Origin of the sequence: Sphingobacterium multivorum (genome assembly GCF_900457465.1) — a bacterium.
Lineage (GTDB): Bacteria > Bacteroidota > Bacteroidia > Sphingobacteriales > Sphingobacteriaceae > Sphingobacterium > Sphingobacterium multivorum.
In genome coordinates, this window is the sequence record NZ_UAUU01000011.1 from 2,078,937 (window position 1) to 2,095,506 (window position 16,570).

Genomic DNA, 16,570 nt, shown 5'->3' on the forward strand with positions numbered 1-16,570 from the left:
TTAAACAATGTCCGTAGCTTAATTGTTTCCTGTGTATTAAATCGATTTCAATGACTATCCCACAATTATTTAAGAAAATTGTTCCCTTTGCCAAACCTTATCGTCAGCTGATTATTTATACGTTGCTATTAACGGTAGTGGGGTCTTTCGCGGCGCAAATAAACGCTTTTATTTTACGTTATACCGTCGATCAAATTAATGAGCTGATGGTCGCCAAGGAGCCTTTATCGAAGGGCATGTATCTTGTTGGTATAATTAGTATTATTTTACTAATTAAAGAAATAGTCTACGCTTTTGTGCAATTTGGTCAGAAATTTTACGGGGAGAAACTTCGCATTTATATCGCACGTGACTTTTCTCAATCCATTGTAAACCGTATTTTAACCTATAAGTTAGCCTTCTATACCTCAAGCGACAATGAAAGTGGAAAATTGGCTACCCGGATAGATGCCGGGATCAGTTCGTTGACACGTCTGGTCCAAAATTTCTTTATTGATATTCTGCCTTTGTTTGCCAATGCAATCATTGCATTAATCTGTATGTTCTACGCTAATGTATACGTAGGTCTAGTGGGATTGGCTGTTATTCCCTTGTATCTTTATATTAGTCAGACCCAAGCCTCTAGATTGACGGGCTTTAGGAGGCAGATGCGCAAATACCGGGAGTCGAAAAATAATCGGATCATTAGTTTGATCGATTCAATTCTGGTAATTAAGTCTTTCGTTCGAGAGCCAGAAGAAGCGAAACGTCATGAAAAGATTCAATATGAAATGACTGAGAATCAAATGGAAACTCGAAAAACAAGTTTTTTTTACGATAGCATTAAAAATTTCGTAGAACAGATTGCCGTTGTCATAATTATTGTTTTAACGGCCTATCTTGTTCTCTCGGGCCAAATTACCATTGGTGCGATTATGTTTCATATTATGTTATTTAATAACGTTTCGGCACCGATTCGTCAGCTGCACCGGATTTATGATGAAGTAAACGATGCCCTGGTCTATTCGGAATCTTTCTTTGAAATTTTGGAATCTGACGAGTATATAGAATCAAAGGGAGATTATAAGCCGGCACAGATAAAAGGACATTTGGCGTTACGGAATGTATTTTTTGAATATCCGAATGGGACGGTTGCTTTAAAGGATGTAAATTTTGAGATCAAGCCAAATGAAATTACGGCATTAGTGGGGCTGAGTGGAGCCGGGAAAAGTACGATTATCAACTTATTGGATAAATTTTATGAACCCACCAGTGGGCAAATTTTTTTGGATGGGGTAGACTTGGCAAAATACGATACAGCGTTTCTCCGTCGACATATCGGTATGGTATTGCAACGGAATCATATTTTTAAAGGAACTATCTTTGAAAATATTGAATATGGTAAAATGGGAAGTTCCAGGGAAGAGATCATTGAAGCGGCCAAAAAGGCCTATATCCATGAGCAGATTATGGATTTGCCCAAAGGTTACGATTCAGATGCGCAATCGCTGTCAGGGGGGCAGCAGCAGCGGATCGCTATAGCTCGTTTGTTTTTAAAAAATCCGCCGATTATTTTTCTCGACGAGCCTACGGCTAATTTGGACGCCATTGCGACCGAACAGATTAAAAATAGTTTGGATGCCATAAAGAAAGACCGTACAGTAATTATCGTTTCCCACAGTATCTCCCAGATCATCGATTCCAATGCTATTGTGGTCATGGAAAAGGGGATGGTGGTGGAGAAAGGACAACATGAAGATCTATACACACATAAAGGAACCTATTATGATATTTTCTCGGCAATGGCCAACAGCTTAAACCTGAGTAAAATAAGCAGAACATTACAAGCAGATAAAAGATAGGGGATTATTAACTTGTGCGACTATGGAGTATCATGCCAATGACCACCAATACAATACCCATACAGGAATATACATTTGGAAGTGCCGCCTGCAAGATGAGAATTTCGCCTAGCAGCGTAAAAATAACTTCCATGGCCTGTGTTGCCTCTACAGCTGCTAAGGCTTTATGATCGTGATGAACGAAATCAGTAGCTGAGAAAAATAAAAGTGTTGCAATCACCCCCGAACAAATGGCCACTAAAAAGGTTTGGAAGAGCTGACTATCAGTTGGTAAACCATGATCAGAATAGCCAAATAGACTCAGGATAATCCAAAATGGCATACTACAGAGCGTCATCCCGAGCGTGCGTTGAAAAGCATCTAACCTATTATTTGATATTTTCATCATTTTACGGTTACCTAAGGGATAGGCAATGGAACCGATCAATACAGGGATGGTTCCCAATAACATGCTGTTTAAGGAGGTTGACTGGGCTTCTGAAATTTGCATCAAAAGAATACCTAAAAAAATTAGAATGGAGAAGAGGAGTGAAGCTTTTGATATGCTTTTTCGCTGACCTTTCTTTTCGAGCAACGGACCAATAAACATGCCGGCTATAATGGTGAATTCGAAAGTGCTGGCCACGAGCCAAGATGGGCCATAATTTGCGCCATAGGTAAGCGCCGCATAGAACAGTCCGAATCCGATGGTACTCCAAAGAAGCCATTGCCAAAGGTTAGATCTGATTTCTTTAAGTAAATCGATGAGGTTTCCTCTTATGGCAACAATGATAAGTAAGACTGGGAGCATCCAAATAAACCGTAAGGAGGCTGTCCATTGCCAGCTTCCACCGGACACGGCCATAATGCGGTTTAGAACGAAGGTACTGGCAAAAAATAAGGCGGCTAGCGTTCCTAAAAAAAGTGCATTTTTTTTATTCTTTTTTATTGTAAATTGGATTGGCATAAATAAGTGGAATGCGATGTATACTTAACTTTGTGAAAGTAAGCAAATGTCCGTTTAAATGAAAATGAAACAAAAACTAATTGATTTTTATCGCGATTTTCTCATTTAAAATTCCTTATTTTGCCTAATCAATAAAACAAGTAGTAAGAAAATTAATCAAGATGATTATACAACCAAGAACTAGAGGTTTTATTTGTTTAACCTCGCATCCACAAGGGGCTGCGCAAAACATTAAAAATCAAATTGAATACGTGAAATCCAAAGGTGAGATCGCGAATGGTCCAAAGAAAGTATTGGTAATCGGTGCTTCTACTGGATTTGGTATTGCATCTCGGATTTCTGCAGCATTTGGTTCTGGAGCTGCTACAATCGGTGTATTTTTTGAAAAACCTGCGGCAGAAGGCAAGCCCGGGACTGCCGGATGGTACAATTCCGCAGCTTTTGAGAAAGAAGCCCATGAGGCGGGATTATATGCCAAAAGTATCAATGGCGACGCTTTTTCGGACGAAGTGAAAAAACAAACTATTGAACTTATTAAAAAGGATCTGGGACAGGTTGATTTAGTGGTTTACAGTTTGGCATCACCACGCCGTACGCATCCAAAAACGGGGGTAGCACATGCTTCTGTTTTGAAACCGATACAAGAACCATTTACCAACAAAACGGTAGATTTCCATACGGGTGTAATTTCAGATATTACCATTCAGCCTGTTGAAAATGAAGAAGATATTGCGAATACTGTAGCTGTTATGGGTGGAGAAGACTGGAAGTTTTGGATCGAAGATCTTAAAGCTGCTGGTGTGTTAGCTGATGGAGCGAAAACAGTTGCCTATTCTTACATAGGTCCTGAACTTACTTATCCAATTTACCGTAATGGTACGATTGGTCGTGCGAAGGATGATTTAGAAGGAACAGTGCCTGCCATAAACGCGATTTTGAGCGATATTAATGGTGTATCTTATGTATCGGTGAATAAAGCTTTGGTTACGCAATCAAGCTCAGCTATTCCTGTTGTTCCTTTATACATTTCTTTATTGTACAAAGTCATGAAAGAAAAAGGAATTCACGAGGGTACAATTGAACAAATGCAACGTTTGTTTGCCGAGCGACTTTATACTGCTGACGGTAAAGTATTGCTTGATGAAAAAGGTCGTATCCGTGTTGATGACTTAGAAATGCGTGAAGATGTTCAGGCTGAAGTTGCAGCATTGTGGGAGAAAGCAACAACTGAAAATTTAGCGGAAATTTCAGATATTGAAGGTTATCGTAACGAGTTTTTCAATTTGTTCGGTTTCAATTTTGAGGGTATCGATTACAATGCTGATACCAATGAAGTTGTTGGCGTACCTAGTATTGAGGGTTAAATTTAACGAATATACCTACAAAAAGAGCGGTGAATGTTTAAACATTCACCGCTCTTTTTGTAGGTATATCTTTGATACGATGTATGGATGTTTAGTGGAGACTATGGTGTCAGCTCCCGCTTTTTTTGATAGAGTAGGTTTCCAACAACGGCAAAACCAATGCAGACCATCATGGTACTAAATGGGTATATCGCTGTCATCCCCCTATTATTGGCCACAAAGCCAATTAATGGACCTGTGATGCCAAGTGAAATATCAATAAATAGCCCATAAGCAGCCAGAGCAGAGCCTTGTTGACTTTGGTCTACCCGTTTAATGGCTTCGACACCAAGCGCAGGAAATACCAGTGAGAAGCCAAAACCCGTTAACGCAGCGCCCAATAGGGTCCATAAGGGATCAATTGCCACGGCGATAACCGTGAGGCCTACTGTTTCGACGAAAAGACTAACTAAGGCAACCTTGAGCCCACCATATTGGTCAATGACCTTATTGAAAATTAGTCGTGTTAAAATGAAAAATACGCCAAATAAAGTTAAGCATGCTGCCCCATTTTCCCAATTGAAATGTTCATAGTAAAGCGTCATAAAAGTGGAGATACTGCCAAACCCCAGACCACCTAAGGCAAGACAAATTCCAAAGGGAGCTACTAAAAGCAATACGCGTCTAAAACTCACTTTTTCAGCCTTTTTACCTGCCACTTGATAGGGTGTTTTTGCGCGGCAATAAAAATAGCCGAGCAGACCAATAGCACTGGTCAATAGAGCCAAAGCTTCATAATTGATATGATCCACCAGCAACACACCCAAGGGCGCACCAATAGCCAATGCACCATAGCTGGCTATTCCGTTGAAAGAGATCGCTTTTGCGGCATGTTCGTCGCCGAGCTCCATTAATGCCCAATTTATAGGGCTCGCACCCACTAGACCCTCTCCAATTCCAGTAAACAAGCGGGTAATAAGTAGGAGACCCAAACTGAGCAGAGGCTGAGACCGGAATAAAAAAACAAGCAGTAAAAGGAGTCCCGATAATGCAAAAAATAACATGCTGCGCAGAACGGAAATCTTAGGGCCCTTGGTGTCCACAATTTTTCCTGCATAACCGCGTAGTAGGAAAGTAGCGATATATTGAACGCTAATAACCAGTCCCGCAATAATTGTATTAAATCCTAAAGTTTGATGAATAAAGATGGGGAGGGTAGCAAGCGATAGGCCGATTGTGAGGTAACCAAGGAAAGTTAAAGAGACGTAGCCTAAAATCTTTTGATTGACCTCCCGAGGAGAAACTGTCATTATAAAAATTTTAGGCGAAATTACGTCTTTATGCTTGTTTTAAGAAATAAAATCAATAAACAACTGTCTCTTTAATATCACAATTTTTCTCGAGCCATTCTTGGTCAAATTGTTTTGGTGAAATTCTTTTGCCTTGATAGATATAGTAAACTTTTTCAGATTCACCCTTTACTGGGGGACCAGGTATTTTATTGACAATCTTCTCTTCAGGACAGTCCTGTATCAAAGCCTGTTCTTTGACCTGACGAGTTTTACATGAATTGAAGGCGATAACAAGGATGAAAAGGTACAATAATTTATTCATGAGTTTAGTTTTAATACAATTGTTAACGTAAGCGCTGTTCAAAATGCGACATCAATTATTCAATAGTGTACAACTTTTTGATCGACTGTTTGTTCTATAAAAGATACCTGAAAGGCTAGAATCGCGACAGGAGAAATTAACGTTAGAAAAATTAAATAATAAGCATAGAAAACATGAGAAGAAAAGCAACAGCCCAATGGAATGGCAATCTGAAAGAAGGAAAAGGTAGCCTGACCACAGACAGTACAGCGTTGGATCATACGCAATACTCATTTTCGACACGGTTTGAAAATGGTGTGGGGACAAACCCCGAAGAATTATTGGCAGCAGCACATGCAGGATGCTTCACCATGCAATTGAGCGCTTTTCTTTCTGAAGCCGGTTTTGTCCCGGAAGAATTAATCACCGTGTCGACAATCGTGTTCGAGAATGGTTCAATTGTGCGATCTGAACTTGAACTGCAAGGAAAGGTGCCAACGATAAGCGAAACTGAGTTTCAAACAATAGCGCATAAAGCGAAGGAAAACTGTCCGGTGAGTAAAGCATTCAGTTTCGAGAAAACCTTAGATGCAAAGTTACTTTGATAAAGGCGTTCTATCGAACAAAAACTTGGTCTTTTTTCGTTAAAAGGAGAAAAAGCTGTTATTTTTGAGGCTAACATAAATAATTAGCAATATTGAATTTTAATCCATTGAGTTTTGGTTCAGAGAAAGAAAAATAAGTTAAGTTCAGCAGCGCTTGCGGAAAAGAATCTGGAAGCTGGAAAGGCATTTTTGGAAAAGTATGCCCAGCAAGAAGGAGTAATCGTATGCGCATCGGGTTTGCATTATAAGGTATTAACAAAGGGGGCGGGGCAAATCCCCAAGAAGTCGGCTAAAGTTATCTGCCATTATAAAGGCGAGCTTCTAGACGGAACTGTATTCGATAGTTCGTATAGGCGGAAGCGCCCTGAAACGTTTTATATTAATGAACTCATCGTGGGATGGCAAGAAGCGATTTCAATGATGCCGGTTGGATCAATCTGGGAGGTGTGCCTTCCACCAAAACTGGCTTATGGAAAGGAAGAGTTGTTACCTCGAAAAGGAGGAGAATGTACGTTGATATTTCAGATTGAGTTAATTGCGATTTTAGCTTAACCCTAAAAAACTTCCATAAAAAAGCCCGCGTCATCAGATGCGGGCTTTTTTATGGAAGTTTATTTTTTACTCTACTTCTTTGATCTTAGCATTGATTTCGGCCGTTTTAGCTTCGTCTTGCATAAAAATATAATAGTTCTTTAAATTCGTTAAAGCATCTACATTTTTTGGTTGCAAAGAAACTGCTTTCTCTAAGTAAGGAAGCACTGGCTTTAATTCTGCTTTAATCTTATTTAATTCTGCATCATATTGCGCTTGCGTCAATTTTCTGTTATTATTAACAACATTTAATTTTTCACGTGTTTTGTTCATTAACGTGATTGCTAAATTTGTATTTGCCTCAAAAAAGTTAGGATCAATCTCCAATGCTTTTTTGTATGCTGCAACTGCTGCGTCTTCGTTTTTCGCTGAAGATTGGGCTATGCCTAGGTAATAATTTAAGCTTTTATTGTTTGGATCTTTTGCTAATTGTGCAGTGATAGCATCAATTGTTTCTTTTTCGTGGCCTGTAATCAGATTCAATTCGATGTTTTGAGTCATCGCCGCATTGTCATCTGGATAAGCTTCAGCCGCTTTTTTTGCATATTCAAGTGCTGAAGTTGTATCTTGCATAGAGAGGTACAATTTCGGCAGATCGACCATAATCGTTTTATGCGAAGAGAAATCTTTTCTTGGAATTAGTTCTTTATAACGTTCCACAGCATTCTTATAATCCTTATTTGATAGCGCTGCAACACCGCTGTAATAAGTAACTAATGTATCTCCAGGAAGATAGGTCAACGCTTTTGTAAAAGAGCTGTACGATTCAGCATATTTTTGTGCTTGATATGCTTCTGCTCCCAAATTGAAATTATATTGTCCCAGAATTTGTTCTGCAACAGTAATATTCGCTTTATTCGCACCGTCTGTATCCAGCTGTTTTGCTTTCGCAATTCCGTCCTCAGCCAATTTCGCTAATTCAGATGACTTATCTATTGTTGATAGGTTTGCATTTACCAATGCATATACCGTCCACGCTTCCGCATTATCTTTTGTTTTGTCATTGACAACAGCTGCGTCAATAGCTTCTTTCGCCGATTTCAAATTAGGAATACCCAATTGAACCGTACCAGCGTCTTTCAATTCTTGGAATTTCGCTAGGGCAGATTTTGCCTTTTTAACATTGCCCGTCTGCGCAAAAGAAACTGAGGTAGATACAGTACCTATTGCTGCTAATAATAATAGAGATTTTAAATTCATATCTATTTAACTGTTAATTGATTCAATAATAAATTCACTCTGTCTAATTGAGATGCGTCATCAATAAGCTTATAATATTTAGCCAAAGCTTTAAGCGCATTGACATCATAAGGCTTAATCTCATTTGCCTTCAACAGATACTCGATGGTCAACTCTTGTATATCCTGGTTGGAAGGTTCCTTTAATAAAGTCTCCAGATTGATTAATCCTAATGCAAGATTAGATTCATAATTATTCGGATCCAATCGCAATACATTATTATAATATTCTTTCGCCCGTTTTATATCATTGGCATTTTCGTAAGAATAGCCTGCAATATAGTTCAGTTCGACATTTTCAGGTTCTAGACGGATAGCATCAGCAATGACATTTAAGATAGCGTCATAAGAATTATTGGCCGAATACACATCAATTAATCTAAAAAGTATCTGTTTATTTTCAGGAAATATAGCATGTCCTTTTTCAAGAACGTTCAAGACATCCTGTTTAGTACCTCCGAGCGAATAAATCTGCGCTAATTCAAGAAAGTAATTAGGCTTTGGATGTTCACTTTTAATGAGTTCATCATAATATTTGATTGAATTCATATAATCTTTATTCTTGCCGGAGAGTACCGCCAGATTATATTTGAGATCATTATTTTTGAAACCAAGTGAATCTATTCGAAGGTAAGCTTTATAAGCTTTGTCAAATTTGCCATCTTTTAAAGCCAACGCTCCCTGATAGGATATGGCTCCAGCAAGATTTTGACGAATGTAGTCCATTTCCGCAGGAAAGTTTCGACGTGCTTTTTTTTGATCCAGAAGCTTAAGTGATTTGATGGATACGTCGATAGGATCCATTTTATAGGGCTGCTTCCTTGTTGAATCTGCAACTGCCAAGGAGCTATATACCAATGCCCTTAAAAGGTTATTATTGACAGAAGCCGAATCTTTCTTTGATTGGAAGGCGGCGTCTGCAAACTTTCGCGCATTTTCAAGATTTTTAAATTCGCCAGTTTTGGTATATAAAGCAAAACTGTTGCTGCCCTCCTTTAAATTGGATTGGGCAACAACAGTTAAACTACTTGCAGATATTAACAATGATATCAGTAAGTTTTTCATTAGACTATTTATTCTTCGTTTGAGTCCGTGTTTTCTTCAGAAGTCGAATCACCATTTTCCGTTAACTCTTCGGTCAGTTCAGTCTCTTCTTCACGATCGACTTTCGTAATAGACGCGATCTCGTCGTTATCTTTCAAATTAATGAGCCTTACACCTTGTGTTGCACGTCCCATTACTCTTAATTCTTCTACAGCAATGCGGATAACAATACCAGATTTGTTGATGATCATTAAGTCCTCGTTGTCCGTAACGCCTTTAATTGCAACGAGTTCACCTGTCTTATCGGTGACGTTGATTGTTTTCACACCTTTACCACCACGATTCGTTACGCGATAATCCTCGATATCTGTACGTTTTCCATATCCTTTTTCAGAAACGACCAACACGGTAGTTTCCGAATCATTCACACTAATCATGCCAATCACCTCATCGCTTTCCGCTGCCAAGGTGATACCACGTACACCTGTTGCCGTTCTGCCCATTGGACGAACCGTAGATTCATTGAAACGAATTGCACGACCAGAACGCAGTGCCATGACAATTTCGCTGCTTCCAGTAGTCAAACAAGCCTCAATTAATTGATCGCCTTCATTGATATTGATGGCATTGATACCGTTTGCTCTTGGACGAGAATAGGCTTCCAACGACGTCTTCTTAATCGTACCTTTTTTGGTACACATAATAATGAAATTGTTTTCCAAATAATCTTGGTCTTTCAGGTTCTTCACCAGGATGAAGGCCTTTATTTTCTCTTCTTTTGGAACGTTGATGATATTTTGAAGTGCTCGACCTCTAGAAGTACGGCTTCCTTCAGGAATCTCAAATGCACGCAACCAGAAACAGCGACCTGCCTCTGTAAATAGCAGCATATAATTATGTGCCGACGCTGTAATGATATGTTCGGTAAAATCTTCTTCGCGTGTATTTGTGCCAATTGATCCGCGGCCACCGCGACCCTGACGTTTGTATTCGGATAATGGTGTGCGTTTTACGTAACTGTTGTGGGAGATTGTGATAACGATTTCTTCATCATCAATAAAATCTTCCATACGCATATCTTCAGCAGAGTGTACAATCTGGGATCTACGTTCGTCACCATATTTTTCTTTGATCTCAATTAACTCATCTTTGATAATTTTCATACGAAGTCCCTCGTCTTCCAATATCGATTTTAAATAGTCAATTGTTTTCATCAATTCAGCATATTCCTCTTTAATCTTATCACGTTCCAGTCCTGTTAGACGACGTAAGGTCATATCAAGGATCGCGCGAGCCTGAAGATCGGATAGGCCAAATTTCTCCATTAATCCAAGGCGTGCATCTTCCGGAGTATCCGAATTACGGATCAATTTGATGACTTCATCCAAATGATCCAAGGCAATTAAATACCCCTCTAGAATATGAGCACGTTTTTCAGCTTCCGCCAGCTCATAGCGTGTACGTCTAACGATTACCTCATGTCTATGCTCTACAAACTCATGAATCATGTCTTTCAGATTCAATAGCATTGGCCTTCCTTTAACTAAAGCAATGTTGTTTACTGAAAATGAAGTTTGTAGCGCTGTGTATTTAAACAAATTGTTTAAAACAACATTTGCATTTGCATCGCGCTTGATGTCGTACACAATACGCATCCCGGTACGGTCAGATTCATCACGAATAGCAGAAATTCCTTCTAATTTCTTTTCGTTAACTAATTCGGCTGTACGCTCGATCATATTCGCCTTGTTCACTTGATAAGGAATTTCGGTGACGATAATCTGCTCTCTACCCGATTTGGTTGCTTCTATTTCAGCTTTTGCACGCATAACAATACGGCCACGACCTGTATTACAAGCATCTTGAACCCCAGCATAGCCGTAGATTAATGCACCTGTAGGGAAGTCTGGACCTTTGATGTGCTGCATCAATTCCGAAACCTCGATATCACGATTATCAATAAAAGCGATTGTACCATCGATAACCTCGGATAGGTTATGTGGGGCCATATTTGTAGCCATACCCACTGCAATCCCCGAAGCTCCGTTGACCAGGAGATTTGGAATACGGGTGGGAAGGACTGTTGGTTCTTGTAGGGAATCGTCAAAGTTATTTTGGAAATCAACCGTATCTTTGTTGATATCAGATAGCATTTCCTCGGCAATTTTCTTTAATCTTGCCTCCGTATAACGCATCGCCGCAGGTGGATCGCCATCGATGGAACCGTAGTTACCTTGACCATCTACCAAAGGATAACGTAAACTCCAATCTTGAGCCATACGAACCATGGTGTCATAAACGGATGAATCACCATGTGGGTGATATTTACCTAATACGTCACCAACGATACGGGCAGACTTTTTGTAAGGCTTGCCACTGGTAACCCCTAAGTCCAGCATGCCATAAAGAACACGTCTGTGTACTGGCTTCATGCCATCACGCGCATCAGGAAGTGCTCTTGATACAATGACAGACATGGAGTAGTCAATGTAGGCAGACTTCATCTGATCCTCGATGTTAATTGGGATAATCCGGTCGTTTGCCGGAACAAGATTGTTGTCGTTTTCTGTTTCTTCAGCCATATGAATTTGGTTTCAATAAAACTAGTATGCAAGCCCTCTAAACTGGCTTGCCACGCATGCGAAGTTACAAAAATTTAACCTCAAAAGCGAATGATTTAAGCCCTAATATACACAAAAAAGACAATCTTTTATGGATTGTCTTGGTACTTATGGGGTATCCTTTTTATTTGATTTTTTTAAAGCGGAGCCGAATTGAATTGCCGATGACAATTAAGTCTGAAAAGGCCATGCTAAGGGCGGCAAGCATAGGTCCGAAAAAGCCAACCGCGGCAAGCGGTATGGCCACAATATTGTACGCGAACGCCCAAAAGAGATTTTGCTTTATCGTCAATAGGGTATGGTGACCAATTTCCAGCAGCTTTTCAATAGATTTGAGCTCATTGTTTAATAAAACTACCTTTGCCGATTGGATGGCAATATGTGTCGAATCGCCAAGCGAGATGCCAACATCGGCAGCAGCTAATGCGGGAGCGTCATTGATACCGTCACCAACCATTGCGGTAGGGCCATTCTTTTTGAGTTTGAACAAGATTGCTAATTTTTCTTCTGGCGATTTATCCCAATACACATCCGCAATACCAAGTTTCTGTGCTGTGCGTTCACATTTGCTTTGTCGATCTCCACTCAAAAGAATAGGCCGTATGCCTTTATCTTTGAGGTATTGGATGAGTTCCTTTGCATACGGCTTAATTTGATCTTCGAGGACAATGCCTGCAATTACAACGGCATTGATGGTTAAGGTAAGGTCATAACGATTAGAGTAATCTTTTTCGCCAAGTTTTGCATTGCAAATGGAGTAGTTATTTCCATTTGTGTCGGTCGCAAAGATTCCTTTCCCTTTTATTTCATTGACTTCCTTGAAGATAATGCGGTAAGATTTTATCTCCTGGAGTTGTTTTCGGATCGACTTGGCGATCGGATGGCTCGAATAACTCTCCAATTGTGCGATGATCGATTCGACTTGCGATTGTTCGATACCAAAGGTCTGAATCGCTTTGATATTAAAATCGCCTGTCGTTAGGGTCCCCGTTTTGTCAAATACCATCTGTTTGAGATCGGACATCTCCTCGATGGTGCTTCCGCCTTTGATCAGTATTCCACTTTTTGCAGCTCTTCCCAGGCCAACCATGACAGCAGTAGGTGTGGCTAGCCCCATGGCGCATGGACAGGATACAACAAGGGTAGCTATGGCATTCATGAGGGATTGCTGCAGCGGAAATTGTGCGATAAAATAAGTAACAAAAAAAGTGAAAAATGATATCGTCACAACGATTGGAACGAAATAAGCGGCTACTTTATCACCAAATTTTTGAATAGGTGGCTTTTTACTCTGCGCATCTTTAATTAATTGGATAATCTGATACAGTACACTTTTAGACCCAACTTTGGTCGCCACGATTCTGATATTTCCTTCGGTTAGTAAGGTACCGCCGATGACGGCATCATATTTAAGTTTTTCGATAGGTAGACTTTCTCCGGTTAGCATAGATTCGTCCACCCAAGCCTGTCCTTCCAAAATATCGCCATCAACGGGGATGAGATTTCCAGAATTTACTTTTAAAATATCACCGGATTTAATTTCTCGGGCTAATAGCTCGACTTCTTGGTCATTTTCAATTTTGATAGCGGGTATATCTTGATATTTAACCAGCTCTTTGATGGCTGATGTGGTTTTGGTAACGGCTCTTTTTTCGAGGACATTTCCCAAAAATACCAGTGTTATGATTGTTGCACATGTTTCGTAGAACTGGTAATCATGTCCTAGATTATAATATGTTCCAATGAGACTATAGGCAAAAGCAGCTGTAGATCCAATAAAGATGAGTACATCCATATTGGGCATTTTGTTCCAGATGGAACGAAATGCACTGATGCCAAAATAGGAAAAACCAATGATGTAAACTGGCGCACAAAGCGCGAGTTGGATAAAGGGATCATGTAGAATAGGTAAATTCGTAAACATGTGACTCCACAAGGGTATCGTAAAGATGAGGCAGCAGAGGAACTTAAGCTCGATAGATTTCCAAAAGCTAGGTTTCTTATCCTTACCCTCCATAACTTTGTAACCCAAAGACTCAATGCCTTTGACCAGCACAGGTATTTGTTCCAGCGGTATCTCCGAAAATTTCACTTCATCTGATGCAAAATCGACATAGATATCCTTAGCACCGTTGTTTTCTAGGTATTTGTGAATTGAAATAGCACAATTTGCACAGTGCATTCCGCTTACGTTAAGTTCAGTTTGCACGTTCGATTCCTTCATTTAATAGCATGTAATGTCTTTAGCCAAAGATAGCTATTTCCTGATAATGCTTTTTACGTAAAGTAAAATTGTTTAGTTTAGCAAGCCCGTTTGAAGCCATTTTACATGAAATATCTTGAATAGTGAATGGGAGAACATTAAATTTGACTAGATAGACAACTTAAGCTTGTGTAAAAAATGACAAAACCGATTTCAATTTCTTTTATCGTCCGAATTATATTGTTGATTGCGCTAACGGCATCCTTTGTTCAATTTGAAACCTTTTATAAGCAGCGGGAGATCATCCGGAATATGGCATACGGCTTAAATACTTTTCTAACAGCTAGTGTCCTGATCTCCATTGGTCATTTTATCCTTGTAAAACTATACAATAGCCGAAATGAGCAGCAGGTTGTACGGGGTAATTTTGTGCTTGGAATTACGCGTGTCGCCACGGTAGGCAATGTCTTTTTCATTATTGTCAGCCTAATGATAGCGGTTGGGATTAACCCAAAAGATTTTATCACCAGCATGACAATTGTCGCAATGGCTATTGCTGTGATTTTTAGAGAATACATCACGAATATGATATCTGGTTTGATTATTATGTTTTCGGATCAGTTTTCTGTAGGCGATCGCATAAAAATCGGCGAATATCAGGGGAAAATCGTGGATATCACGTTGGCTAATCTGGTTGTGCGCGATGAAGATGACGACGCTGTGATGATTCCCAATAATTTGGTGTTTACTGCAACGTTGGTCAATAAGACCTCCCAAAAGTCAAATAAAATTGTTGTAAAATTCGAATTGCCGATTGATCGCTCGTTTGCAGTGGCGGAATTGGAAGAGTATTTAAGTCCACTATTTCAAAAAAATCCAAATTTAGATCATTCCCAAGGTTTTACAATTAAGGTCGCCGATATGACTAAAGATTATATCAAGTATAAAGTTGAGGTTAGTGCAATCTCGTCCAGCAATAAAGTACATCAACAGGTACAAAGCAGCATATTAAATGAAATCCTGCAGTTTACGAGACTGTAGGGTCAAATCTTTCTTACTTTGACATTTTTAACAAAGTGGTGGCTTCCTTTTTCCAAAATAAGATCGGCGCGATATCTCGTTGGCAAAATGTTTTTAATTAGATTGGGCTTATTAATTTCGTTCCAGATATTTACAGCCATGGTGTGGCTTTCATCAGCTGTCATATTAGCATATTTATGGAAAAATGAAGCCGGATTTTGAAATGCAGTGGCACGCAGTGACTCAAATCGATTGGTATACCATTCAATAAGATTTTTCTCGCTGGCATGTACATAGATTGAATAATCAAAAAAGTCGGAAACGAATACGCTATGTCCCTTTCGTGGTCGCTGGGAATTGACTTGTAATACATTTATCCCTTCTACAATAAGGATGTCGGGTTGTTCAATCACTTGTTGCTGTTCGTCTGGCAACACGTCATAGACCAGGTGGCTGTATACTGGAACCGTAATTTTTGGAGCTCCTGATTTCACTGCTGAAAGGAAATGAATCAATCTTTTAGCATCATAGCTTTCAGGAAAGCCTTTTCGGTTTAGAATACCGCGTTCGATAAGATATTGATTCGGGTAAAGAAAACCGTCTGTGGTCACCAAATCGACCTTCGGTTTGGACGGGAGTAAACTAAGCACACGTTGTAGCACACGGGCTGTCGTACTTTTTCCCACAGCAACCGACCCAGCTATACCGATGATATAAGGCAGTTTGCTCACTTCCTTGCCAAAGAAGCGGTTTGTTCGCTGGTGAAGACTTTGGAAACGATCAATATGAATCTCAAGTAGATGACTCAAGGGAAAGTAGACTTCTTCTATTTCCTGATTTGTCAAGGGTTCATTCAGTGCATGGAGATTTTCCAGATCTTCGACACTGAAATTGTGCAATACTTTTCCGTTTAAATTTTTCCAGTCTTCACGTTTGATCGATCTAAAAGGCGAGTCTATTGCTATTTGTGGATCCAATTGCATTGTTTGCTTTATTTTTATTCCCAATTATCTATAATGCAGGACAAGTAACCTTTTCTATTCGATTCTAGGAGCTATTAAAGGTCTTTTTTGCGCGGACAAATATAATTAGTGTTATCCGTTATCCCAAGAAACATTATAAATGATTTGAAGTTATTACAATAGGATTTGATAATATCTTATGAACGGGGCACTTTTCAGCAATTTTGAACAACCGCTGCTTTTGCACCTCATCTAGATCTCCTTTAAAGCTGATAAAGCATTGTATATAGGTCGTTTGCTGCTGCTCACTTGTTTGCACCTCATAAGATAAACGCACCTGTACTTCTTCCAGGAGCCAATTTTTGCGGTCCGCATACATTTTGACGGTAATGGCTTTGCAACTCCCTAAGGATGATAACAGTAATGGAGTAGGGTTTATGCCCTGATCTTCACCGCCTATATCTTCAGGTTCATCGACCGTTATTTGATGCTTTCCGTATTGTACTGTCGTTGTATAGGGGATTTTCCCTATTGAAACGATTACTTCATTGTCCATAAGCGAT

General features: G+C 39.6%; 14 protein-coding genes. 5 read left to right on the top strand and 9 right to left on the bottom strand.

Annotated features, from left to right (window positions below):
* Positions 1-50: 50 nt before the first annotated feature.
* Entirely contained in the window at positions 51-1,841 is a 1,791-nt protein-coding gene (locus DTA23_RS26615) for an ABC transporter ATP-binding protein (protein ID WP_112376486.1), read from the top strand.
* A gap of 7 nt (positions 1,842-1,848) precedes the next feature.
* Here the strand turns inward: DTA23_RS26615 and DTA23_RS26620 are convergent, their stop codons facing one another.
* Positions 1,849-2,787: a DMT family transporter gene (locus DTA23_RS26620; RefSeq protein WP_112376487.1), complete on the bottom strand. Its 939-nt coding sequence runs from the start codon at positions 2,785-2,787 to the stop codon at positions 1,849-1,851.
* Positions 2,788-2,948: 161 nt separating this feature from the next.
* On the opposite strand from DTA23_RS26620, the gene fabV reads away from it, so the two are divergent.
* Positions 2,949-4,151 (top strand): enoyl-ACP reductase FabV, encoded by a 1,203-nt coding sequence (gene fabV / locus DTA23_RS26625; RefSeq protein WP_112376488.1) that lies wholly within the window; start codon positions 2,949-2,951, stop codon positions 4,149-4,151.
* Between the two features lie 101 nt (positions 4,152-4,252).
* Here fabV and DTA23_RS26630 read toward each other — a convergent pair whose 3' ends face one another.
* Complete coding sequence (locus DTA23_RS26630) at positions 4,253-5,440, bottom strand: MFS transporter (protein ID WP_112376489.1); 1,188 nt, start codon at positions 5,438-5,440, stop codon at positions 4,253-4,255.
* A 52-nt stretch (positions 5,441-5,492) separates the two neighbouring features.
* Positions 5,493-5,744 carry a hypothetical protein gene (locus tag DTA23_RS26635; RefSeq protein WP_046673571.1) on the bottom strand — a complete coding sequence of 84 codons (252 nt, stop codon included), beginning with the start codon at positions 5,742-5,744 and terminating at the stop codon, positions 5,493-5,495.
* A gap of 173 nt (positions 5,745-5,917) precedes the next feature.
* Here DTA23_RS26635 and DTA23_RS26640 point away from each other — a divergent pair, with 173 nt between their 5' ends.
* Positions 5,918-6,328 (top strand): OsmC family protein, encoded by a 411-nt coding sequence (locus DTA23_RS26640; protein ID WP_070568887.1) that lies wholly within the window; start codon positions 5,918-5,920, stop codon positions 6,326-6,328.
* Between the two features lie 114 nt (positions 6,329-6,442).
* Complete coding sequence (locus DTA23_RS26645; RefSeq protein ID WP_112376490.1) at positions 6,443-6,880, top strand: FKBP-type peptidyl-prolyl cis-trans isomerase; 438 nt, start codon at positions 6,443-6,445, stop codon at positions 6,878-6,880.
* A 66-nt stretch (positions 6,881-6,946) separates the two neighbouring features.
* Here the strand turns inward: DTA23_RS26645 and DTA23_RS26650 are convergent, their stop codons facing one another.
* The 4 genes from DTA23_RS26650 to DTA23_RS26665 form a co-directional block, all read right to left on the bottom strand.
* Positions 6,947-8,119, bottom strand: a complete 1,173-nt coding sequence (locus tag DTA23_RS26650; RefSeq protein ID WP_112376491.1) for a tetratricopeptide repeat protein — start codon at positions 8,117-8,119, stop codon at positions 6,947-6,949.
* A gap of 2 nt (positions 8,120-8,121) precedes the next feature.
* Positions 8,122-9,222 carry a tetratricopeptide repeat protein gene (locus DTA23_RS26655; RefSeq protein WP_070568880.1) on the bottom strand — a complete coding sequence of 367 codons (1,101 nt, stop codon included), beginning with the start codon at positions 9,220-9,222 and terminating at the stop codon, positions 8,122-8,124.
* Between the two features lie 8 nt (positions 9,223-9,230).
* The gene (gene gyrA / locus DTA23_RS26660) at positions 9,231-11,783 is read right to left on the bottom strand and encodes a DNA gyrase subunit A (RefSeq protein ID WP_112376492.1); all 2,553 of its coding nucleotides are present in this window, start codon (positions 11,781-11,783) and stop codon (positions 9,231-9,233) included.
* Positions 11,784-11,946: 163 nt separating this feature from the next.
* On the bottom strand, positions 11,947-14,046 hold the full coding sequence (locus DTA23_RS26665; protein WP_112376493.1) for a heavy metal translocating P-type ATPase: 2,100 nt from the start codon (positions 14,044-14,046) through the stop codon (positions 11,947-11,949).
* Between the two features lie 177 nt (positions 14,047-14,223).
* Between DTA23_RS26665 and DTA23_RS26670 the strand changes: the two genes are divergently transcribed.
* Positions 14,224-15,066 (top strand): mechanosensitive ion channel family protein, encoded by an 843-nt coding sequence (locus tag DTA23_RS26670; protein WP_112376494.1) that lies wholly within the window; start codon positions 14,224-14,226, stop codon positions 15,064-15,066.
* 2 nt (positions 15,067-15,068) lie between these two features.
* Here the strand turns inward: DTA23_RS26670 and coaA are convergent, their stop codons facing one another.
* Entirely contained in the window at positions 15,069-16,028 is a 960-nt protein-coding gene (gene coaA / locus DTA23_RS26675; RefSeq protein WP_046673564.1) for a type I pantothenate kinase, read from the bottom strand.
* Between the two features lie 133 nt (positions 16,029-16,161).
* Positions 16,162-16,563, bottom strand: coding sequence for an OsmC family protein (locus tag DTA23_RS26680; RefSeq protein WP_070568864.1), 402 nt, complete (start codon positions 16,561-16,563; stop codon positions 16,162-16,164).
* Positions 16,564-16,570 lie beyond the last annotated feature (7 nt).

Bases quoted from the DNA above. Each gene is read 5' to 3' on its own strand.
- DTA23_RS26615 (WP_112376486.1), top strand. From the start codon at position 51: ATGACTATCCCACAATTATTTAAGAAAATTGTTCCCTTTGCCAAACCT.
- DTA23_RS26620 (WP_112376487.1), bottom strand. From the start codon at position 2,787: ATGCCAATCCAATTTACAATAAAAAAGAATAAAAAAAATGCACTTTTT.
- fabV (WP_112376488.1), top strand. From the start codon at position 2,949: ATGATTATACAACCAAGAACTAGAGGTTTTATTTGTTTAACCTCGCAT.
- DTA23_RS26630 (WP_112376489.1), bottom strand. From the start codon at position 5,440: ATGACAGTTTCTCCTCGGGAGGTCAATCAAAAGATTTTAGGCTACGTC.
- DTA23_RS26635 (WP_046673571.1), bottom strand. From the start codon at position 5,744: ATGAATAAATTATTGTACCTTTTCATCCTTGTTATCGCCTTCAATTCA.
- DTA23_RS26640 (WP_070568887.1), top strand. From the start codon at position 5,918: ATGAGAAGAAAAGCAACAGCCCAATGGAATGGCAATCTGAAAGAAGGA.
- DTA23_RS26650 (WP_112376491.1), bottom strand. From the start codon at position 8,119: ATGAATTTAAAATCTCTATTATTATTAGCAGCAATAGGTACTGTATCT.
- DTA23_RS26655 (WP_070568880.1), bottom strand. From the start codon at position 9,222: ATGAAAAACTTACTGATATCATTGTTAATATCTGCAAGTAGTTTAACT.
- gyrA (WP_112376492.1), bottom strand. From the start codon at position 11,783: ATGGCTGAAGAAACAGAAAACGACAACAATCTTGTTCCGGCAAACGAC.
- DTA23_RS26665 (WP_112376493.1), bottom strand. From the start codon at position 14,046: ATGAAGGAATCGAACGTGCAAACTGAACTTAACGTAAGCGGAATGCAC.
- DTA23_RS26670 (WP_112376494.1), top strand. From the start codon at position 14,224: ATGACAAAACCGATTTCAATTTCTTTTATCGTCCGAATTATATTGTTG.
- coaA (WP_046673564.1), bottom strand. From the start codon at position 16,028: ATGCAATTGGATCCACAAATAGCAATAGACTCGCCTTTTAGATCGATC.
- DTA23_RS26680 (WP_070568864.1), bottom strand. From the start codon at position 16,563: ATGGACAATGAAGTAATCGTTTCAATAGGGAAAATCCCCTATACAACG.